Annotated in this window: 20 protein-coding genes and 2 pseudogenes; 13 read left to right on the top strand and 9 right to left on the bottom strand. The window is 65.1% G+C overall.

Annotated elements, in window-relative coordinates; genetic code table 11:
* Both Q8O35_RS08500 and Q8O35_RS08495 read left to right on the top strand, forming a co-directional pair.
* A pseudogene (locus Q8O35_RS08500) lies at positions 1-181 on the top strand (hypothetical protein); the annotation flags it as partial.
* A gap of 216 nt (positions 182-397) precedes the next feature.
* The gene (locus Q8O35_RS08495) at positions 398-1,666 is read left to right on the top strand and encodes a hypothetical protein (protein ID WP_305572222.1); all 1,269 of its coding nucleotides are present in this window, start codon (positions 398-400) and stop codon (positions 1,664-1,666) included.
* Between the two features lie 7 nt (positions 1,667-1,673).
* On the opposite strand, the gene Q8O35_RS08490 is transcribed toward Q8O35_RS08495, so the two are convergent.
* On the bottom strand, positions 1,674-2,915 hold the full coding sequence (locus Q8O35_RS08490) for an alpha/beta hydrolase (protein WP_305572221.1): 1,242 nt from the start codon (positions 2,913-2,915) through the stop codon (positions 1,674-1,676).
* A gap of 255 nt (positions 2,916-3,170) precedes the next feature.
* Entirely contained in the window at positions 3,171-4,253 is a 1,083-nt protein-coding gene (locus tag Q8O35_RS08485; protein ID WP_305572220.1) for a sigma-54-dependent Fis family transcriptional regulator, read from the bottom strand.
* Between the two features lie 331 nt (positions 4,254-4,584).
* On the opposite strand from Q8O35_RS08485, the gene Q8O35_RS08480 reads away from it, so the two are divergent.
* The 11 genes from Q8O35_RS08480 to Q8O35_RS08430 all read left to right on the top strand — a co-directional run bounded on the left by Q8O35_RS08480 (position 4,585) and on the right by Q8O35_RS08430 (position 13,428).
* Positions 4,585-5,598: a sulfite exporter TauE/SafE family protein gene (locus Q8O35_RS08480; protein ID WP_305572219.1), complete on the top strand. Its 1,014-nt coding sequence runs from the start codon at positions 4,585-4,587 to the stop codon at positions 5,596-5,598.
* Between the two features lie 109 nt (positions 5,599-5,707).
* Positions 5,708-6,136: a DUF1634 domain-containing protein gene (locus Q8O35_RS08475; protein ID WP_305572218.1), complete on the top strand. Its 429-nt coding sequence runs from the start codon at positions 5,708-5,710 to the stop codon at positions 6,134-6,136.
* Between the two features lie 77 nt (positions 6,137-6,213).
* Complete coding sequence (locus tag Q8O35_RS08470) at positions 6,214-7,512, top strand: sigma 54-interacting transcriptional regulator (RefSeq protein WP_305572217.1); 1,299 nt, start codon at positions 6,214-6,216, stop codon at positions 7,510-7,512.
* Between the two features lie 10 nt (positions 7,513-7,522).
* Positions 7,523-7,924, top strand: coding sequence for a dinitrogenase iron-molybdenum cofactor biosynthesis protein (locus Q8O35_RS08465; RefSeq protein ID WP_305572216.1), 402 nt, complete (start codon positions 7,523-7,525; stop codon positions 7,922-7,924).
* Complete coding sequence (locus Q8O35_RS08460; protein WP_305572215.1) at positions 7,917-9,641, top strand: PAS domain-containing sensor histidine kinase; 1,725 nt, start codon at positions 7,917-7,919, stop codon at positions 9,639-9,641. The genes Q8O35_RS08465 and Q8O35_RS08460 overlap by 8 nt, the downstream gene beginning before the upstream one ends.
* The gene (locus Q8O35_RS08455) at positions 9,638-10,036 is read left to right on the top strand and encodes a response regulator (protein WP_305572214.1); all 399 of its coding nucleotides are present in this window, start codon (positions 9,638-9,640) and stop codon (positions 10,034-10,036) included. The genes Q8O35_RS08460 and Q8O35_RS08455 overlap by 4 nt, the downstream gene beginning before the upstream one ends.
* A 13-nt stretch (positions 10,037-10,049) precedes the next feature.
* Positions 10,050-10,676, top strand: coding sequence for a hypothetical protein (locus tag Q8O35_RS08450; RefSeq protein ID WP_305572213.1), 627 nt, complete (start codon positions 10,050-10,052; stop codon positions 10,674-10,676).
* Between the two features lie 111 nt (positions 10,677-10,787).
* Positions 10,788-11,075, top strand: a complete 288-nt coding sequence (locus tag Q8O35_RS08445; protein WP_305572212.1) for a hypothetical protein — start codon at positions 10,788-10,790, stop codon at positions 11,073-11,075.
* Between the two features lie 82 nt (positions 11,076-11,157).
* Positions 11,158-11,616 carry a response regulator gene (locus Q8O35_RS08440; RefSeq protein ID WP_305572211.1) on the top strand — a complete coding sequence of 153 codons (459 nt, stop codon included), beginning with the start codon at positions 11,158-11,160 and terminating at the stop codon, positions 11,614-11,616.
* Positions 11,617-11,627: 11 nt separating this feature from the next.
* Positions 11,628-12,812, top strand: a complete 1,185-nt coding sequence (locus tag Q8O35_RS08435) for a sensor histidine kinase (protein ID WP_305572210.1) — start codon at positions 11,628-11,630, stop codon at positions 12,810-12,812.
* Positions 12,813-12,957: 145 nt separating this feature from the next.
* A complete protein-coding gene (locus tag Q8O35_RS08430; RefSeq protein ID WP_305572209.1) occupies positions 12,958-13,428 on the top strand; it encodes a DUF3795 domain-containing protein in 471 nt (156 codons plus the stop codon).
* 24 nt (positions 13,429-13,452) lie between these two features.
* Here Q8O35_RS08430 and Q8O35_RS08425 read toward each other — a convergent pair whose 3' ends face one another.
* The 7 genes and pseudogenes from Q8O35_RS08425 to Q8O35_RS08395 all read right to left on the bottom strand — a co-directional run.
* Positions 13,453-14,505, bottom strand: coding sequence for a polysaccharide deacetylase family protein (locus tag Q8O35_RS08425; RefSeq protein WP_305572208.1), 1,053 nt, complete (start codon positions 14,503-14,505; stop codon positions 13,453-13,455).
* 188 nt (positions 14,506-14,693) lie between these two features.
* Positions 14,694-15,731, bottom strand: coding sequence for a lysylphosphatidylglycerol synthase transmembrane domain-containing protein (locus Q8O35_RS08420; RefSeq protein ID WP_305572207.1), 1,038 nt, complete (start codon positions 15,729-15,731; stop codon positions 14,694-14,696).
* A 170-nt stretch (positions 15,732-15,901) separates the two neighbouring features.
* The gene (locus Q8O35_RS08415) at positions 15,902-16,774 is read right to left on the bottom strand and encodes an NAD(P)-dependent oxidoreductase (RefSeq protein WP_305572206.1); all 873 of its coding nucleotides are present in this window, start codon (positions 16,772-16,774) and stop codon (positions 15,902-15,904) included.
* 622 nt (positions 16,775-17,396) lie between these two features.
* The gene (locus tag Q8O35_RS08410; protein WP_305572205.1) at positions 17,397-18,443 is read right to left on the bottom strand and encodes a zinc-binding dehydrogenase; all 1,047 of its coding nucleotides are present in this window, start codon (positions 18,441-18,443) and stop codon (positions 17,397-17,399) included.
* Between the two features lie 70 nt (positions 18,444-18,513).
* Positions 18,514-19,185: a class I SAM-dependent methyltransferase gene (locus Q8O35_RS08405; protein ID WP_305572204.1), complete on the bottom strand. Its 672-nt coding sequence runs from the start codon at positions 19,183-19,185 to the stop codon at positions 18,514-18,516.
* 36 nt (positions 19,186-19,221) lie between these two features.
* A complete protein-coding gene (locus Q8O35_RS08400; RefSeq protein ID WP_305572203.1) occupies positions 19,222-20,145 on the bottom strand; it encodes a transketolase family protein in 924 nt (307 codons plus the stop codon).
* Positions 20,146-20,326 (bottom strand): annotated as a pseudogene (locus Q8O35_RS08395) (hypothetical protein); the annotation flags it as partial.

The raw sequence follows: 20,326 nt of genomic DNA, 5'->3' as shown, positions 1-20,326 counted from the left end.
CGGTCTGCGTGGGCGTGATGCCGCCCCAGCCCAGAGCCTGACCCCAGCGCGCCTGCGAGAGATGATGCGTGATCCGCGCTACTTCGATCCCTCGCGCCGCGACACGGACTTCGTGCAGCAGGTGCGCGATGGTTTTGAGAGCCTGTACCCGGGCGAAAAGCCGCAGGGTTTGCGCGGGTAGGGCGGAAGGCCCAGCTGGGGACCGGGGGGCTCTCGCCCTAGTCCCCAGCTAAAGGGCCGGCCGTTATGAAGCTCTTTGGGCCGCCGGAAAGTACAAGGCAGGCTCAATCCGGCGTGCCAGGGTCCGGCTCAGGGCGAAGATCCCGAATGGATAAAACCCCCCTCACATTATCTCATATCCTTGACACCCTGCCCCTATCCGGGCGACACGGCGCCCATGGCTCCCGATGTCCTCATCGCCTGGTTCAACGCCCATGGCGGCGCGTTCCACAAGCTCCTGGCCCTGCACGGGCGTTTGGCGTCTGCGGGCGTGCGCTGCGAGCTGTGCTTCAACTCCGGCCCGCCGCGCGGGCTTAAGGTGGGCGCAGACGTGCCCGAGGCGCGTCTGGAGGAGCTTGCTGCGCAGGGCGTGCGGCTGGTTTCGCGTCCGGAGCTGGCGGAACTGGCGAAAAAGTCCGAAGCGCGGCTGGTGATCACGGACGCGCACCATGATGCGGACATTCCCGGCGTGCTGGCGGCGGTAAGGGCCAGAGGCGGCAAGACGGCGCAGCTGGCCACGCTGCTTGGCGACTTCACCTGCCACGGCGCGGACAATTTGCTGGTGCAGCATCCTCTGACGCTTTTTTTCGAGCGCGAGTTCAACCGCACCAGGGAATCGGAGCGGCTGGCCCTGGCCGAGACCATCTATTATACAGGCAATATTTTTTTCGAGCCCACGGTGAACGACCTGTTCGGCGGATTTGCCGATAGGGCGGCGTTTTGCGCCAAGTACGGGTTCAACCTGGCGCGGCCCATCTGCCTGTGGCTGCCCAGCGCCCCGGACAACACGCCGGAGGTCTACGGCGCAGTGTGCGAGGCCGTGGAGCAGGCCGGGCTGAACCTGGCCATCAAGCTGCACCCGTGGGACTACGCGCTGAAGAAGCACGGCGCCCAGCCGGGCGATGCCTGGGGCCTGGGCAGGCCCTCGGACGAGGTGTTCGGACGCCGGGCCGTGGACGAGCCGGACACCACCTGGGCCTTCCGGTTCTGCGATGCGGCGGTTTTGCGCACCTCGGCCATGAGTGTGGAGCTGCCCTTCTGGGAGAGGCCGAGCCTGCTTTTGCCCGCGACCCTCAAGCCCAGGCTGTTCGAGGCCCAGGCGCACATGGCCCGGCGCTGCTCGGTGTGGCTGTCCGGCATGGATGACTTGCGCCGCAGGCTCAAGGACTGGGACATCCCGCGATTCGATTCCGATGATTACGCCGCTGCGCGTGATGTCGTGCGCCTGCCCGGCGAGGGTGACGCCTACGTCCGCACCGTGGCGGCCATTCGCCACGTCCTGGGGCAGGAAGTGGCCCCGCCCGCGCATGTGGAGCCCAAGGGCAGCTTCGCGGCCCTTGCCCGGTCCTACGCGCCGCACGTGGACCACATGCTGCGTCGGTCACTTACCCCGCGCCGCCGCCTGCGCTACGAACTGGCCCGCCTGCGGCGGACCCTGGGATTCTAACCCTTCCCTAATTGGACATGAACGACGGCAGCGAGGGCAGCTTCAGGTTGAAGCCCGCGCTGGCTGGCGTGCTGGAGCCGTTGTTCGGCACCATAAGCTGCCAGAATGACGTGCCGCTGGTGGCGCGGTCGGTGCCTGCCCCTGCGCCCGCATCGGGCAGTGCGTAGCGCATGGCCGGAGTGCAGATCATCTCGCGCAGCAGGCCGGTGGAGTAGCGGTTGCAATTTTCGGCAAGGGAGCAGCGCAGGTCTTGCAGCACGGCCCGGCTTTGGGAAATCCAGGAATGCCCCAGCACGTCGGTCTTTACGTCGGAGACATCTGTGACATGGATGCCGGGGATGCAGACCACGTTTTTGCCCAGGCGCTCGTAGTCGCCGCCCTGCATAAGGGCCGAGGCCGCGAGGGCCATGTCTGCGCGGGAGGCGTACAGCACCACCCGGGCGTCCAGGCTGGTGAGCTTGGCCGCGTGCTGGTCCAAAAAGATCTCGCGGTCCACGTCCGGCGCGGCCAGCACGATGGCGCGAACCTTGCGGAGGTCTGCACAGCCGCCGCGCGTGCTTTTGCATTCGCTGGCCAGCTCCGTGTAGGCGCGGATGAACGCCTCGTTGCCCATGCTGTGCACCCCGATGCTGACTCGGCCCACCCACTGGCTGGCCGTGAGGTCCGTGATGAGCTCCTTCAGGTCGTGGACCGCCCAGTAGGCGTTGTTGCGATCGCCCAGGTAGCTTGCCGGGCTGCCCGCGCTGGGCCAGCTATACAGCACCAGCGCCCCTGTGAAGCCGATGCCCACCCCGATGCGCGCGCTTGTCTTGGCCGCGTCCTCAAAGCTGTTGTCGAATCCGTGGATGAACAGCACCACCTCGCGCCCAGGCGTGCGCGCCGCTGCCCGCTCTATCTCGCCCAAAAAGCGCGAGCGCGTCATGCGCGTCACGCGGTCCAGGTCCACGTTGACGCGGTAGAGGTCGCTGCCGTCGGCCTGACCGCCGCTGGCGCTGGTCTTGAGCTCGCCATAGGACGTCTCGCGCGAGCGCAGGCCGCCATACTGCGCGTTGCCGTTGGCGCTCAGGACGTTGCGGTTGGTGGCATAGTAGAACACCGGCTTGCGCCAGTCCTGTGCGGGCAGGGGCGTGGGGAGCTGCACCACCGGGGGCGGCACAGGCAGCGGGACCGGAGTCTTGTCCGCGCAGGCGGCAACGAAGAGCATCAAGAAGGCCAGGGCCAGCACTTGGAGGAGGATGCGCATGTTCATGGGCAGGGGCACTACACCCGCCCGACTCCAGGGGCAACCCCCCCCTCAGGGCGGGCACCTGTTGCGCAACGCCCTGGCAACAGGTCCTGGAGGACCCCTTCCCCGGCGGGGGCAGGGAAGATGGCCCTGGGGAGAGTCTGCTCCGCAGGTGGCGCTAGAGTGAGCGCATGGAGCACGGCCATCCAGGCACCACCGGCTACCGCAAGCGGGTCCAGGGGGTGCATACCCCCTGGAAACAATATTCTCTTCTCCCCTCTATTCCCCTTCCAGCTTCAGCCCGTACTGCGCGAGCTTGTGCCGCAGGGTGCGCGGGCTGATGCCAAGCAGCTCGGCGGCGCGCTGCTTGCTGCCGCCTGCCGCCTTGTAAGCGCGCATCATGGCGAGGGTTTCGGCGCGGCGCACAACGACGTCGAGATTCAAGTCATCGGGATGCGCAGTCTCTTGGGCGGTGCTGGGCGCGTTCCCTTGGTCGAGTCCCAGCGGCAGGTTCTGGCCGAACTCCAGACGCAGCTCCAGCGGCAGGTCGCCGGGCATGACGGGTCCGTCGCTCTTGTGCAGCAGGGCCACGCGCTCCATGAGGTTTTTGAGTTCGCGCACGTTGCCCGGCCAGTTGTGGCGGGTGAGCAGGGCCAGGGCGGAGGGGGAGAGGCTCAGGTTCGGGCGGTGGTAGTGGTGGCCGAAGAGCCAGAGGAAGTATTCGGCCAGGGGGGCGATGTCCTCGCTGCGTTCGCGCAGGGAGGGCAGGGCGATGGGGATGACGTTCAGGCGGTAGAAGAGGTCGGGCCGGAAGCGTCCGGCGCGGACCATGTCGGGCAGGGCGCGGTTGGTGGCGGCCACGATGCGTGCGCGGAAGCCCAGATCCTTCTCGCCGCCAAGGCGCTTGAAGGTGCGCTCTTCGAGCACGCGCAGAAAGTCCACCTGGTTGGGCAGCGGGATTTCGCCCACCTCGTCGAGAAACAAGGTTCCGTCCGCAGCCATTTCAAAGCTGCCTTTTTGCAGGCGCGTGGCCCCGGTGAAGGCTCCGGGCTCGTGCCCAAAGAATTTGTCGGCAAAGAGTTCGCCCGAGAGCACGCCGCAGTTCACCGGCACGAAGGGGCGACCGCTGCGGTTACTCAGGGTGTGCAGGAGGCGCGCAAAGATCTCCTTGCCCGTGCCGGACTCCCCCGTGAGCAGCACCGGGGCGTCGCTCCCGGCCACCTGGATGGCCACGCGGTAAAGGGCGCGCATGGCCTCTGACCGGAACAGCAGCCCGGCCTCGTGCATGGCGGCCCGCGCTTCGGGGTCGGCGTCGAGCTCCTGCGGCAAGAACTTGCCGCCGTATGCGCGTGGGTCCATCATTCGGCATTTCCTCGCAAAAGTCGTTCGAGTCAAGCGCTGCAAGCGTTTTGTGTCATTCTTGAGGTCTGTGCTCAGCAGGTTCCAGCCGTCCCAGAATGGCGAAATATGCAATCTACCGTCACCAGGGATCCAGATGAACCCTTTCGGCTGGTCATTGCCGGAGCTGCGGCAAGTTCTTGCCGTTTACACCCTGGGGGACAAGAGGTCAAGCGTATGATTTCAGTTGCTTATGCCTTGGCCCGGTTCTTGATGTAGGGGGTGCGTCCACTGCGCGGGCCGAGGGGCTGGCGAGGCAGGCTGGGCAATCCTGAGATGATTCAGAGGAGCTGGAATGAAGATGGATCGACTGAGTCTCCCGGCGAAAATCGCCCTGTTTGTGTTGTCTGGCGTGCTGCTGTTTGCCGTGGCCGCCCTTGCCTCCGGCACCGAGGCCGTTACCGGCGCTGCCGCCGAGGCTGGAGCCGAAATGGCGAAAGCCGCTGTCCAGCTTGGCGCGGATACTGGCGTGGCCTGGTGGGTGTGGCCCACTGTGCTGCTGTTCTTCTGTTTTGTTCTGGGCATCATCGCCGTGCTGGCGGGCGTTGGCGGCGGCGTGCTCTACGTGCCCCTTGTCAGCGGATTTTTTCCCTTCCACCTGGACTTCGTGCGCGGCGCGGGCCTCATGGTGGCCCTGGCAGGAGCGCTGGCGGCTGGTCCCGGCCTTCTCAAACGCAACTTCGCGTCCTTGCGCCTGGCCTTGCCTGTGGCGCTTATCGCCTCCACCTGCGCCATCTTTGGCGCGTTTCTGGGCATGGCTCTGCCAACCAATGTGGTGCAGCTCTGCCTGGGCGTCACCATCATGGGCATCGCCATCCTGTTGCTGACCTCCAAAAACACCGCGCACCCCGTGGTGGCCAAGCAGGACGCTCTCAGCATGGCCCTGGGCATGGACGGCGCATACAATGATCCCTCCACCGGCGAGCTGGTGCAGTGGAAGACCCACCGCACGCTGCCAGGCCTGCTGCTCTTCATCGTCATCGGCGTCATGGCCGGCATGTTCGGTCTTGGGGCCGGCTGGGCCAACGTGCCGGTGCTGAACCTGCTCATGGGCGCGCCCCTCAAGGTGGCCGTAGGCACCAGCAAGTTCCTGCTGTCCATCACCGACACCTCGGCCGCGTGGGTTTATCTGAACAAGGGCTGCGTCATCCCGCTCATGGCCATTCCGAGCATCATCGGCCTCATGCTGGGCTCGTTCGTCGGCGTGCGCCTGCTGGCCAAGGCCAAGCCGACCTTCATCCGTTACATGGTCATCGGTGTGCTGCTCTTTGCGGGCGGCAAGGCCCTGCTGAAGGGCTTGGGCGTTTAGGACCGCAGCCTGGGCGGCGCGGATTGCGCGCCCGGCGGCACGAACAATGACGACAATGCGGACCGCGCCAACGTCCGGTCCGGCAGAGCATCCAATAAGGAGAGAGACAATGAGCGACACCCCGAAGCACACCGGCAGAGCCTCGCAGGAGCAGATTACTTACGCCAACATGCTGTTCTACGGCTGCTGGGGCGGCCTGGCCCTGATGGCTTTGACCTATCTGCTGTATGTCACCGGCATCGTAACCCCCCACGTGCCCCTGGAAAAGGTGCCCCTGCTGTGGTCCCAGCCCGTGGGCACGTATCTGGAGCTTGGCAAGGTGCCTCACGGCTGGGGCTGGACTGTGCTCATCGCCAAGGGCGACTTCCTGAATTTCCTGGGAATAGTGCTTCTGGCGGGCATGACCATTCTTTGCTACATTCCGCTTATTCCGGCCTTCTTGAAGCGTGGCGAGAAGGGCTTTGCCCTGATGGCCCTGGCCGAGATTCTCGTTCTCTTGTTTGCCGCATCCGGCATTGTTGGCGGCGGAGCGCACTAGGCCATCCTTACCTCATCCTTCGGGACGGGGGTGTGGTCGGCCTTCCCCACCGCACTTCCCTCCTGAAGGAGATCAACGTGGAAAATACAGTGGCAATGCACGCAGATCTGGAACCTTTCGCCGGTTTGGCGGCCGCCGGGCTTGACCGGGCGGACCTGTTGCGCGTTCTGCGCGAGCTGCCCTTCGGGGTGGCCGTGGTGGACCGCGAGCGGCGAACCTTGTTCCTGAACGCCGTGCTGGAGCGCCTGACCGGATTCACCAGCGCTGAGGTGGCGGGCGTTCCCTGCCGCCATGTGCTGCGCGGCAGCTTCTGCCTGCACCACTGCCCGCGCTTGGACGGCTCCAAGGCCGGTGCCTGCGCCGAGGCCTCCTGCGCCGCCGAAAGCCGTGAAGGCACGCTCATTAACCGCCATCGCCGCAAGGTGCCAGTGCGCCTCACCAGCGTTCCCGTGCTGGATCAGGGCGGCGCGCTATTGTGCACCCTCGACGTCATCGAGGATCTTTCCGCACTGAAGGAGCTGGAGGGGCGGCTTACCCGCACCGCAGGCCCCGGGGCCATCGTGGGCCGCTGCTCGGCCATGGAGCACCTGCTGCGCATTCTTCCCGCCGTGGCCCAAAGCGACGCAACCGTGCTGCTCACGGGCGAGTCCGGCACGGGCAAGGACCTGCTGGCCGAGGCTCTGCACCGCGCCAGCCCCCGCGCCCGCGAGAGCTTCGTGCGCGTCAACGCCACGCCCATGCCCGAGGCCCTGCTCGACGTGGAGCTTTTCGGGCAGGCCAGCGCGGGCGAGGGCGGACAGTCCCGCCCGGGCAAGTTCCAGCTGGCCCAGAACGGCACCCTCTATCTTTCTGAAATTGCGGACATGCCCCTGGCCCAGCAAGGACGCTTGCTGCGGCTGCTGGACGAAAAGGCCGTGGTGCCCGCCGGGGGCGAGCGCCCCATGCGCCTCAACGTGCGCGTGGTCGCGGCAACGGGCCGCGATCCCGAGGCGCTGGTTGCGGCGGGTCTTTTGCGCCAGGACCTGTTCCACAGGCTCAACGCCGTGCGCCTGCACCTGCCCCCCATGCGCGAGCGCGGCGAGGACGTGCAGTTCCTGCTGACCCACTTCCTGGGCATCTACGCCACCAAGTTCCGCAAGCAGGTGCTTGGCTTTTCCGAGGAGGCGCTCTCGCTGCTATCGGGCTACGACTATCCCGGCAACGTGCGCGAGCTGCGCAACATGGTGGAGTATGCGGTGATGGTGTGCGCGGGCGAGCTTGTGCTGCCGGAGCATTTGCCGCCCCAGGTGCGCTTTCCCCGCGTGCCCGAAGCAACCGGCTCACCGGCCATGAAGCCCGCGGCGGCGCGCAAGCAGCCTGCCCGCAAAAAAGCGTAAGGGGGCTGCCATGAGCAAGAAGATTCTCGTGACCCTGTACCGCAACGAGGTGGCCCCGCGCTTTGACCTGGCAAGCGAGGTGCTCCTGGTCACTGTGGACGCCGAAGGCCGCGAGACCAAGCGTCAGGAGCTGGTGCTGGCCCATTCCAGCGCCGACGACCTCTGCGATCTGATTCTGGACCGCGAGGTCTCCGTGGTCATCACCGGAGGCATGGAGGAGGAGCACTACCACTATTTGCGCTGGAAGCGGCTTGTGGTGCTGGACAGCGTGGCCGGCCTGGCCGAGGACGCCCTGGCCCGGTACCTGGCGGGTCGGCTTGAGAGCGGCGACATCTTGTTCTCGCTCCACAAGTCCGTTGCGGTCCCCGTTGCGGATGGCGCTGTGGATACCGAAGGCGGAGGCCATGCGTAAGCTCGCCGCGCTCCTCAAGCACCCTCTGCGCGAACTGGCGAGCGACGTGGACGAGGCGGTTTCGCCCGAGCGCTACACCATGCTGCGGCGCAAGATCATCGCCCTCATGGTGGCGGCCACGCTCATTCCGCTGTCGGTCATGGCCGTGCTCAACTATTATGAGCACCAGAACGCCATGGCGCGCGAGATCCAGAATCCCTTGCGGGTGCTGGTGAACAAGACCAAGAGCTCCTTCGAGCTGTTCCTGGCCGAGCGCAGCTCCACGGTGAGCCTCATCGCCTCGGCCTACACCTACGCGGAGCTGGCGGACGAGAAGAAGCTGGCGCGCATCTTTAACGTCATGCGGCGCGAGTTCGAGGGTTTTGTGGACCTGGGGCTCATCGACGAGCACGGCACCCAGGTGAACTACGTCGGCCCCTACACCCTGCAAGGCAAGGACTACTCCGACCAGCGCTGGTTCCAGGAAGTGCGCGTCAAGGGCAAGTACGTCAGCGACGTGTTCATGGGTTTCCGCAAATTTCCCCACGTCATCGTGGCCGTGCAGCACATGAGCGAGGACGGGCGCACCTGGATTTTGCGCGCCACTCTGGACACGCGCCAGTTCGAGCGCTTCATCGCCAGCATGAGCCTGGAGCCGGACGCCGACGCCTTCCTGGTGAACACCCAGGGGCTCATGCAGACCAACTCCAACAACTACGGCAAGGTGCTGGAGAGGATGTCCTTCCCCCTGCCGCCCCTGACCTTTGAGCCGACGGTGCTCACCATGACCGATCCCCTGGGCCGCGAGGTGTTCCTGGCTTACGCCTACTTCCCGGGCGCGGACTTCGTGCTCATGGCGGCCAAGCCGCGCTCCAGCGCGCTCAAGACCTGGTACACGGTGCGCGGCGACCTGCTGTTCATCTTCGTGGCTGGCGTGGCCGTGGTGCTTTTCGCCGCCATGCGCGTCACCGATGCGCTCATCCAGCGCATGAAGGAGTCTGAGGACCGGCGCGAGCTGGCCCTGCGCGAGGTGGAGCATTCCCAGAAGCTCTCCAGCATCGGACGGCTGGCTGCGGGAGTGGCCCATGAGGTCAACAACCCGCTGGCCATCATCAACGAGAAGACCGGGCTCATGAAAGACATTTTGACCATGCAGCCGGACTTCCCGGCCCGTGAGAAGATCCTGGCCCAGGTGGACAGCGTGCTGCGCGCCGTGGAGCGCTGCCGGGGCATCACCCATCGCATGCTGGGCTTTGCCCGGCGCATGGACGTGAGCTTCGAGGAGCTGGACCTGGGCGAGCTCATCCGCGAGACTGCGGGCTTTTTGGCCAACGAGGCCATGCACCGCAAGGTGGACGTGCAGCTGGACCTGGACCCGGAGCTGCCGCGCATCGTCTCTGACCGCAGCCAGTTGCAGCAGGTGTTCCTGAACCTGTTCAACAACGCTCTGGCCGCCGTGGGCGACGGCGGGAGCATCACCGTCGCCGCCCGGCCTGAGAACGGCGACGTGCGCGTGGTCGTGAAGGACAATGGCTGCGGCATGAGCGACGAGACCCTGAAGCACATCTTCGAACCGTTTTTCACCACCAAGAAGGGCAAGGGCACGGGACTCGGGCTGTCCATAACCTATGGCATCATCAAGCGCCTGGGCGGAGAAATTTCCGTGGAGAGCACACAGGGCGTGGGAACCACGCTCACCATCACCCTGCCCAAAGGGCAGCGCGAGGCACTGGCATGAACACGAAAGACTGGAAGATTTTGCTTGTGGACGACGAGCACGAATTCATCACCACCCTGGCCGAACGTCTGGAACTGCGCGGCATAAACGCCCGCGTGGTCTTTGACGGCGAGAGCGCCCTGCTTGCCGTTGCCCAGGACGAACCCCACGTCATGGTCCTTGACGTGCTCATGCCTGGCATCAAGGGCCTGGAGGTGCTGGAGCGCGTGAAACGCAGCAATCCGCAAGTGCAGGTGCTGCTCTTGACCGGCCACGGCAGCACCCGCGACGGCATTGAGGGCATGCGCCTGGGCGCCTTTGACTACATGATGAAGCCGCTGAACATCGACACCCTCATCGAAAAGATGGAGTCGGCCATCGACTACGCGGGCAAAGCCGCAAGCCTGGGCCAATAGGGGACGGAGAACCATGCGCGACGCGCTGTTCATGGGTCGGCTCACGGCCTCTGCCACACACGAGATGCAGAACATCCTCGCCACCATCCGCGAGTCCGGCGGGCTCATGGAGGATCTGCTGGCCATGGGCGGGGCGGATTTCGCCCACGCCGAGCGCTTCAAAAAGGGGCTGGGCATCCTGGCCGAGCAGGTGGAGCGGGGCATGGCGCTTTCCGAGCAGCTGAACTACTGCGCCCACGCGCCGGAGGCCACTCCGGCCGGGGCCGGGGTCAACGAGGCCATGCGCTCTCTGGTTGGCCTGTGCCGCCGCGACGCCTCCCGCGGCCGTGTTTCCCTGGTGCTGGCCCCGGGCCGCACGGGGCTGCGCACCAGCTTGCGCGCCGTGGAGGTCATGGACTTGGTGGGCCAGGTTCTTGATTGTGGCCTGCCGCTCATGCCGCGTGGTTGCCAGCTCATGCTCTCGGTTGAGGAGCAGGGGGGGCTGGCCGTTGTGCGGCTCGATGCGCCAGGTTTCGAGGCCTTGCGCCAGCAGCCCGGCTATGCGGAGCTGTCCCGATGCGCGAAGGCCTCCCAGGTGGGGGTCTGCGCCGGGCCGGGCGGGCAGGGAGTCGTGCTTTCTTTGCCCAAGGCCATGGCCTAGGGCACTTGATTTCTGGTTCAAGAGGAGTAGCATTCCAATGTAGCAGCTTGACTTCACACTGTCCCGGCCGGCGGAGTGCACGCCATCGGCCGGAGGCCCAAGGAGGACATTATGCTTGGAATGCTCAAGGGACTTGAGGATACCTTCGCCGGTTTGGCCTTTGCCGAGGCCGGGGAAAGGGAAGAGGCCATGCGGATGGCCAATGTGAAGGATTGCGGAGCCAGCGTGTCGGACATCTATGCCGCCGCCGCCTTCGCCGAGGCGGGCTGCCTCGATGAGGCCCGCGAGCTGATTGGGTGCAAGCCCAAGCGGCTTGCGCCGCCGCCGCAGGCCTGCGGATTCCTGGAGTCCGTCGGACTCTCCGGGGTGCGTGTGGCCTACGGCCTGGCGGAAGCCTAAGCCAATCGCCAAACCGGGGGCTTCGGGCTGCCGCCTGCGGCCCCTGGAACAGGGCGCGCCAGCGCCCAAACAAGGAGTGCACATGAGCAAGAAGATCAAGCTGCTGCTGGTTGATGATGAGGAGAATTTCGTCAACACCTTGGCCGAGCGCATGAAGATGCGCGACATGGGCTCTGACGTTGCCCATGACGGCGAGACCGCCCTTGAGATGATCAAGGACGGAACGCCGGACGTCATGGTGCTCGACCTGCGCATGCCCGGCATCGACGGCGTCGAGGTGCTGCGCAAGGTCAAGAAGTCCCACCCTGAGGTGCAGGTCATCGTGCTTACGGGCCACGGCTCCGAGCAGGATCAGGAAGTCTGCATGCAGCTGGGCGCTTACGAGTACCACAAGAAGCCCGTGGACATCGACCGACTGGTGAAGAGCATCAAGGGCGCTTACCGCCAGAAGATGGAAGACATGATGGTGGCCGCCACCTTTGCCGAGGCCAACGACCACGCGGATGCCGATAAGGTCATGCACGAGGGCGACAAGAAGTAGCTGGGGCACGCATGAACGCCGTCCTTCTCGTCGACGACGAGCGCGACTACGCGGATCTTCTTGCCGAACGGCTCCAGGCGCGGGGTTTCCAGGTCAGAACCGCCTATGATGGTGAGGAGGCCCTGCGCCTGGCCGCCGGGCACGAGCTCGACGTGGCCGTGCTCGACGTGAACCTGCCGGGCATCGACGGCCTTTGCGTGCTGCGCGAGCTCAAGAGGCTCAAACCCCAGGCCGAGGCCCTCATGCTCACCGGCCAGATGGACCTGGCCACGGCCATTATGGGCATGAAGCTGGGCGCCACCGACTATCTGGTGAAGCCCGTGCCCATTGAGCGCCTCACGGAAGCCATCCTGCGCGCCCAGGACAGGCGCGAGGAGCGCTTGGAAGGCCAGCGCATGGCCGAGACCGCCAAGATGGCTGCTCTGGGTCACATGGCCGAGGGAGTGGCCCACGAGATCAACAACCCCGTGAACACCATGGTCAGCCTGGCGGGCTGGCTTGAGGACCTGGCGCTTGATCTGCAGGCCGGGCTGCGCGTTGAGGCTTCCGCCGACCTTGATGCCGCAAACGGCGCCGAGTCGGGCGCTTTGGCGGCCAGCCTTGCGGAGATGCTCAGCTCTGCGAGGAAAATGCGTGAGCATGGCCAACGAGTGAAGGAGATCACAGCCAAGCTCTTGTGCCTGTGCAACAAGGCCGAGCCAGAAAGCCAGCCCGGTCTGGTGGAGTCGGCAGGGCACTGCGCATCCCTTGACCTCCGTCTGCTGCTTTTGGAGCTATTGGACGAGCGCAGGGGCCGCGCGGAGGAATGCGGCGTGAACTGCATCCCCGCCGTGTCGCCCGAATTGCCGAGCTTCAGCCTGCCGCCTTGCGGTCTGCCAGGATCAGACCTGGGCACGGCCCTGGGCAACATTCTGGACAACGCCTTGGACTCCATGCCTGCAGGGGGCCAGCTCTGGGTCATCGCCAGCGCGCAGGGCCACGAGGTGCATATTGAGGTGGAGGACACCGGGCACGGCATTTTATCCGCGCATTTGCCCCGCGTGTTCGAGCCGTTTTTCTCCACAAAGGATGTGGGGCAGGGCACTGGCCTGGGCCTTTCGGTGAGCTATGGCACGGTGAAGGCCCTTGGCGGCGATATCGACATCTCCAGCCAGCCCGGCCAGGGAACCAAGGTTCTGGTGACGCTGCCCTGCTGATCCCGGCCCAGGACTTCACGCTCCACTTGGCCCCTTCCAGCAAACCGCGACCACTGCGCTACTCACAAGAATAAGTATTTGTCGCCCTTGGCCTTGCTGGGCAATTCGTCTACGCAGCGGGTTGAGATTGTCTTGGAGGCTCCCCATGTCCTTCACCGCGCTGCCCCCTTCCCGCTCAGAGCTCCGTCGGCTCATTGCACCCTGCGGTCTGTACTGTGGCGGCTGCCTCTCCTTTGCGGGCGGCGCCATCCGCAATCACGCCCGCGCTCTGCGCGACCTGCTGGGGCCGGACTTTGGGCCCTACGCCCAGCGGCTGGCGGCCATGAACCCTGCGCTCGGGCACTATCCGGGCTTTGCCTTGCTGCTGGATTTTATGGCCCAGGGCGTATGTAAGGGCTGTCGCGAGGGCGGCTGCCTCTTGGGTAGCTGCGGGGTGCGCGCCTGCGCCATGGAGCGGGAGATGGATTTCTGCGGCCTGTGCCCGGACTTCCCCTGCAAGAATCCAGGCCTGCCTGAAGGCTTGGCGGAGCGCTGGCGCAAGAACGGCGAGATCCTGCGCGATAAAGGTCCGGCCTCGTTTCTGGAGCTGGTGCGCGTGCGGCCCCGCTACCCCTGATTGGTTCCGAACGCCGGCCTTGGGTTATTTCCGGCCTGCGGCCCTGCGTTCGCCTGAACCGTAGCCGGCAAACATGTCGTCGTAGATGCGGTTGTCGCCGGGCAGGGTGAAATAGCCGTCTTCAACAACCTCTGGCCGACCTGCGGCCAGCAGTTCGCTCACTGTGGCCGTGGCGTAGCCCTTGCGCGCCAGGAGCGGCAGCAGGCGGCGCACCACCTCGGCGGTGTCCTTGGGCATGGCGTTGGCGTGCAGCAGCACGATGGAGCCAGGCCGGACCGCATCGGCAATGGCCTGAGCCCGCGCCTGGGCGTTGCCCGTTCCTCCCTCGCCCACAACATCCCACTGGATCACGGCAAAGCCTTGGCCGTTCAAAAAACGAGTGACCTCGGCTCCGCCGCGCCCGAAGGGCAGCCGGAACAAATTGAACGGTCCAAGGTTGCTGGCCGCCATGCCCCGCGCCGCCAGCCTGCGGTTCAGTTCGTCGCGCAACAGCTCGTATTGCGCGCTGGTCCAGTCAAGCTGCCACTTGCGGAATTCAGCCGGGGCCACGGCCATGTTGGCGTGGGTCCAGGCGTGGTTTCCCAGCTCGAAGCGCCTGTCGGCCATGAGCTGCATGCCGCGCTCAGGGTGAGAGCGCAGCCACTTGCCGCCTGCAAAGAATGTCGCCTTGGCGTTTGCCGCGCGCAGAGCGTCCACCAGCCGGGCGTCGTAACCCGTTACATGCACAGAGCGTTCGCAGAGGTCGAAGGTGAGGGCCACGCGCTTGTCGCCCGAAGACAGCAGCACCCGCCGGATGACGCCATGACGGGCTTCTGGCAGTGTTGGCAGGGGCTCCACCGGCGCGAGGCGGGCCGGGGCGTTGTTGTCTGGTGCGGCTAGCTGGCGGATGCTCCTTTCTGCTTTGGCCTGGGCGGCGTTCCTGGGCTCTGCAAGCTGGTCCGGCGTCCACAGGGCCAGGGGTCCACTGGGTGCGCTTGCAATTCTGGAGATGTTGTCTGGCCCGGCTCCGAGGGCAGGAGACAGCCCAAACGCAACGCACAACAACAATGCAGCTAAGGTTGCTGATCGCGTGATCATATCGTGTGTCCTTTCAGTTCTGCTGGAATCCTGCGATTCTGGTCGGGCACGGTGAGCAGCCGCAGCATGGACCCCTGCCACGGGGGCCGCACGCCTTGCCACGCCGAGCCCGTCCGCAAGGAGCCGGAACAGGCCATGGTCTGCGGCCAGTCCAATGCCCGGTAGGATCCAGCCGCCGCTTCTGCGCGTCAGGCCGAGGGCGCGCATTTGTTATCCGTCGGGGGTTGGAAGCGGGGCCGGGTGATCCAAAGACCCCAGCCGATGAGGCTCTGCAGAGTCATGAACAGGTATTGCAGGAGGGAGAGTCCTAACGCGGCCTCCAGGGGGACGCCCAGACCGGCGAGAACCAGTGCGTGGGCCTGCTCGCGCACGCCGATGCCGTTGACGCTTACAGGCAGGTTGGACACGGTGTAAACGAGACACAGGGCGCACATGAGCTGGATCAGGCTGGGGGTGCTTCCCGTGGCCTCCAGCAGGAACCAGTAATAGGAAGCAGCGGTGAGGCCCATGCACACGGTGACCACCAGCAGGCCGGCGCCCAGGGAGCGCAGGGTCACGGCGCTGCCTGCGTTGGCCCTGCTGCGCGAGGCCAGGTCCACGATGCGCTGCCCCAGGGACCAGCGCCTGAGAAAGGAAGGGATCATGCGCTCCATCGGCACGCGCATGGAGAGCAGCGCAAGACCTGAAATGAAGGAGAACAGCAACGCGGCTGTGAGGCCTCCGGTGAAGATGGGGTCCTTGAGGCCCAGCAGGATGATGAGCGCTGCGCCAAGGACGGTCATGCCGCCGAGGCCCAGGATTTTGTCCACCAGCACTGAGACGCCAGCGGCCACGTACCCCATGTCGCGCCCCAAATAGTAGGTTTTTGCAGCATCCTGGCCCAGCATGGATGGCGCGAAGTTGTTGAAAAACACGCCCACGAAGTTCTGCCGCGCCAAGCCGGAAAGCGGTGAGCGATGGCCCATGGAGATGAGCACCTGCTGCCAGCGCATGGTGTAGATGACCGTGGTGAGGAGGGAGATGACGCTCGCGCCGATGAAGAAGGTGACGCTCAGACGGGCGGCCATCTGTGCCAGGGACTGCCAGTTCAGGCCGCGTAGAACCATGGACGCAAGAACAACCGAAAGCGTGCCTTGCACCGCGAAAAGCAAGATGCGGCGCAGGCGTTTTCGGTCCTTTGGCTGCGGCGCAGGGTTTGGGGCGGTGGATGCGGTGTTCTCAGGCACGTCGGTATGATCCTTGGCTGTCTGGAGTTAAACGGCCCGGCTTGCGCATTGCCGGTTCACCTCGGGTGCCCGTCAGGCGGGATCCGGCCAATGGGGGCGGTTATTGCACAACTCGCCCCTATGGCCGCTTAGGGCGCTGCCAAGCAGCGCGAGGCCCCCGACGAGGGCCGTCAAGGCTGCGCATCGCGCGCGGCCTTGAACTCGCGGCAGAATTCGGCCAGGGCCTCTTGCCAGGGGCGCAGGGGATCAATTTTTCCCGAGGCTATGGGGGTGACGTTGCTTCGGCGGCCAAGGGTTGGGAAGGAGGCTGAGGGAAGGGCCTCCACGCGGGTGCTTAGGCCCAGCAGCCCAATGGCCGTGGACACCAGCTCAAAAAGCGACGCCTGGCCGGCGTTGGCCAGATGGTACAGGCCGCTTGGTTCGCCGTGCTCAAGCATCTGGCGGATGCGCCCAGCCACGTCCAGGCTGTAGCTTGGGGAGCAAATCACGTCTGAAGCAGCGCGCAACACCGGCGCACCCTCCAGGGCTTGCTCCAGCATGCGCTCCACGAACTGCCTGGCTGCCGGACGTTCGCCGAACTGCACGGAAAGGCGCAGCACGTATGCCCTGGGGGTAATGGCCGGAATGAGGCAATCCGCGCCATACTTGCTCAGGGTATAGGCGTTGAGCGGCACGGGTACGCTGGACTCGGTGTGCGCGTCACCGGGCGCGCAGTCGGGAAAAATGGCGTCGGTGCTGAAGTGCACCAAGGTGAAGCCCAATTCTTCGGACAGTTCGGCCAGGTGCGAGGGGAAGCGTGTGTTGATGAGGAAGGCCAAGCCTGGAGCCTGCTCGCATGCGTCCACCCCGCTAATGACCTTGGCGTTGAAGACCACCTTTGGGCGCGCCTGGGTCAGCAGCGCGCGCAGGGCGGCTTTGTCGGTGACGTCAGCCTCTCGGCTCTCCACTGTGCGCATGGCCCAGCCGTCTGAGAACGCGCGCGAAAGGGCCGTGCCCAATTTCCCGGCGCCGCCAAAGATCAGCCCGTTGCGAGTGTAATCCACCTTGCCCCCGGTTGTGATCCGCAAAATGTCGCTTCATCCTGATGCGGCATAAGGAATAGGTAATTGAAAACGTGAGGGGGAGCAACCAGGCTGGTTGGAGCGCTGAGCCCTCGCCCTACAGGGGACGCCGAAGACGGCGGTTGTTGATTTCCACGACGGTTCGGACGACAGGCAGCAGGTTGCCCATGGAGATGGTGTTCGATTTCGGATCGTTGCGGTCCATTGGCCTCGTTCGCAAGATGCCGATGTGGCAGCAGGAACTGCCCCAGAGGTCGGCTAGGCCGCTGTTGGCGTTGGCCGCGCGGCCAGGGAGAGATGCGCAGCCTGCAAGATGATGGCGAGGGCTGCTGGGTTTGGCCCCTTGGCGACGGCTTGCCGGGCGGCGAGGGGGGGGAGAGCCGTACGTCCAGCCCGCGCAGGCTATCTTTGTAACCGGAAAAGCACAGGACAGCGGCTTACGTCAGCCGCCGCTTCCAGACTGGGGCCGATGCCCGCCGCATGTCCTTGTCAGGGAGTATTCTCCCGAACTGTTGGCTGCACTGCAACATGAACAGCTAGGCGCGGCTGCGGGCATCTCGGCCCCACGCACGGGCCAGGAAGAGTGTGGGCCTTGGCCGTCTCCCTACATTTTGATGAGCACGCGGCCTGCCTGGCCGGTGCGCACCAGGTCGAGGGCGTCGTTGATGTCCTCAAGGGCGAACTCGTGGGTCACAAGGCCGTCCAGGCTCACGCGGCCCTTCTGCACCAGGTTGATGATGCGCGGGATGTCCAGGGCGGGCAGGCAAGAGCCGCCTTCGGAGCCCTTGAGCACCTTCTTGAAGTGCAGGGGCAGGGTGTAGATGCTGACCTTGTCGCCCTTGCTGGGCACGCCCACCAGAATGGTGCGCCCGTCGGCATGGGTCAGCTCGTAGCACAGCTCTATGATGCGCGCGTTGCCCGTGGTGTCGATGACCACGTCCGCTCCGCCGGGGCCGACGATCTTCTTGATCTCCTCGGCGATGTCCTGAACCTTGGTTGAGTTGAAGGCGTGGGTGGCGCCGAACTTGAGGGCCATATCCTTCTTCTCGTCGTTGATGTCCACGCCAATGACCGGGTTGGCGGCCACCAGGGCGGCGAACTGCACGATGTTCAGGCCCACGCCGCCCACGCCGAAGACCACCACGCTTTGGCCGATCTTCACATGGGCGTCGTTGTTGATGACGCCCATGGCCGTGGTCACGGCGCAGCCCAGAAGCGGCACCAGGCGCGGGTCAAAGTCGTCGGCCACCGGGGTCATGCGGTTCTCGCTGATGATGGCGTGGCGGCAGAATGTGGTGACCCAGCCAGCATTCACCACCTGTCCGTTCCAGCCGTACTTGGGCGGCTCGCACTGGAGCCCGGTGCCCGGACGCCAGTGCAGGCACACGCGCTGGCCGGGCTTCACCGTCTTGACGCCGGGGCCGATCTCCAGCACCTCGGCCACGGCTTCGTGGCCCAACAGGTGCGGCAGGAACTTGTCCGGGCCTTTGGCGCCGGCTATCTCGTTCAGCTGCGCGCCGCAAATGCCGCTGTACAGGATCTTCACCAGCACCTGGCCGAAGGAGAGTTCCGCGGGCAGGACGATTTCCGCCACGGCCAGGGGTTTCTTCTGCTCCACCAGGATGGCGGCGGTGGTTGTCTTGATCTGCATGATGATGCTTCTCCTGCTCTTGTTCGAGGGCGTTCTTGTTCGACGCGGGCTGCCGTTTGAAGCGCGGGCCTTATTCGAAGTAGATGAACTCGTAGTCGCCGGTGTAGCCGAAGTGGCGGTACAGCCAGATCCACTCGGCTGTGTCGAAGAAGCTTTCGCAGGTGAGGGCCCAGCACTGCACGTTGAACAGCTCCTGCTCGGTGCGGTAGCTCTCCAGCATCACGTAGGCCTGCTTGCCCACCCGTTCAATTTCGGAAAGGGCGGTTTTGAGCTCGAAAATACGCAAGTTGTGCAGGGTGGCGAGGCTGATGACCAGGTCGAAGGACTTGTCGCCAAAGGGGTAGGCGTCCTGGGCGCGGTAGCGGAACAGGTTGGCCTTGGCCTTCACTTCGTCGGTGTTGGAGGCCAGGCCGTGCTCGGAGATGTCGAAGCCGACGATTTCGAGGCCCGGCTCAAGGATGAGCATTTCGTGCAGCAGAAAGCCTTTGCCGCAGCCCACGTCGAGGACGCGGCTGCCGGCCTTGAGGCCGTAGGTTTCAATCAGGGCCTTGGCCACGGGAGCCCAGCGGCCCGGCATGTACTTGTAGCCGCCGTAGCCGAAGCGCCGGTCGCCGTCCCAGTAGTCGAACTCGTACTCCTTGGCCTTGAGCATGCACTTCACTTTCTCGTCCACCATGCGGCCGATGTAGTCGCGGGCGGTGGCCTTGTGCAGCGGGGTGACGAAGTTGCGCAGATGACCCATGATGTCCTCCGGGATGTTGCTGAAGATTGTTGTGCTTTACGACAGCAGGGACTTGGCCGTGCTTACAATGGTATTGGTGTTGATGCCGTAGCGGCCCATGAGCTGGTTCTGGGTGCCGTACTTGTCCGGGAACACGTCCGGAATGCCCAGGCGCTTGAAGCGCGGCTGGCGGGCAAAGGGCGTCTCGGCCAGTATCTCGGCCACGGCGCTGCCCAGGCCGCCCAGGATGGTGTGTTCCTCCACGCTGATGACGGCCTTGACGTCCTGGGCCATGTCCAGGAACAGCCCGTTGTCAAAGGGCTTCACCGTGTGCATGTGCAGGATGCCGCAGGACACGCCCGACTCGGCCAGCAGCTTCGCGGCCTCCTTGGCCGGTCCCAGGGTCACGCCCGTGGTCACCAGGAGCACGTCTTTGCCGCGCTGGATCTCCATGCCCTTGCCCAAAACAAAGGGGATGGCCGGGTCGGACACGATGGGGTCGTAGCCCTTAGCCAGGCGGATGTAGAGCGGGCCCGGCCAGTCAACGGTCTGAGGCATCAGGCGCTCCATTTCCTCGGCGTCGGCCACGGCCACGATGGCCATGTTCGGCAGGGCGCGCATGATGGCGATGTCCTCAATGGCCAGGTGGGTGGAGCCAAGGGGCGCGTAGACCATGCCGCCGCCGTTGCCGATGAGCCGGACGTTGGCCTTGTGCAGGCACAGGTCCATGGCCACCTGCTCGTAGCAGCGGCGCGTCAGGAAGGTGGCGATGGTGTTGACGTAGACGATGCGTCCGTCAAAGGCCAGCCCCGCAGCCATGCCGATGGCATGGGCCTCGTTGATGCCTTCCATGATGAAGCGTTCGGGCAGTTCCTCGCGGAACTTCTTGAGCGTGCCGAAGCCCAGGTCCGAGCCCAGGAACACGATGCGCTCATCAGTCTTGGCCAGTTTGTGGACCAGGTCCAGGCATCTGCCGCGCATCTATGCACCCTCCTTCGCTTGGCCAGAGGGAGCAAAGGCGGCGCGCAGGCCAGCCATGTCCTCGTCCGTGAACTTGCTCTTGTGGTGCCAGGCCAGATTGTTCTCAGACGGGACGTAGCCCTTGCCCTTCACCGTGTGGCAGATGACGCAGGTTGGCTTTCCGGGCTCCAGGGGCGCGGTC

This window comes from Humidesulfovibrio sp., from assembly GCF_030689645.1.
Lineage (GTDB): Bacteria > Desulfobacterota > Desulfovibrionia > Desulfovibrionales > Desulfovibrionaceae > Humidesulfovibrio.
This window is presented reverse-complemented; position numbering and strand designations above follow the sequence as displayed.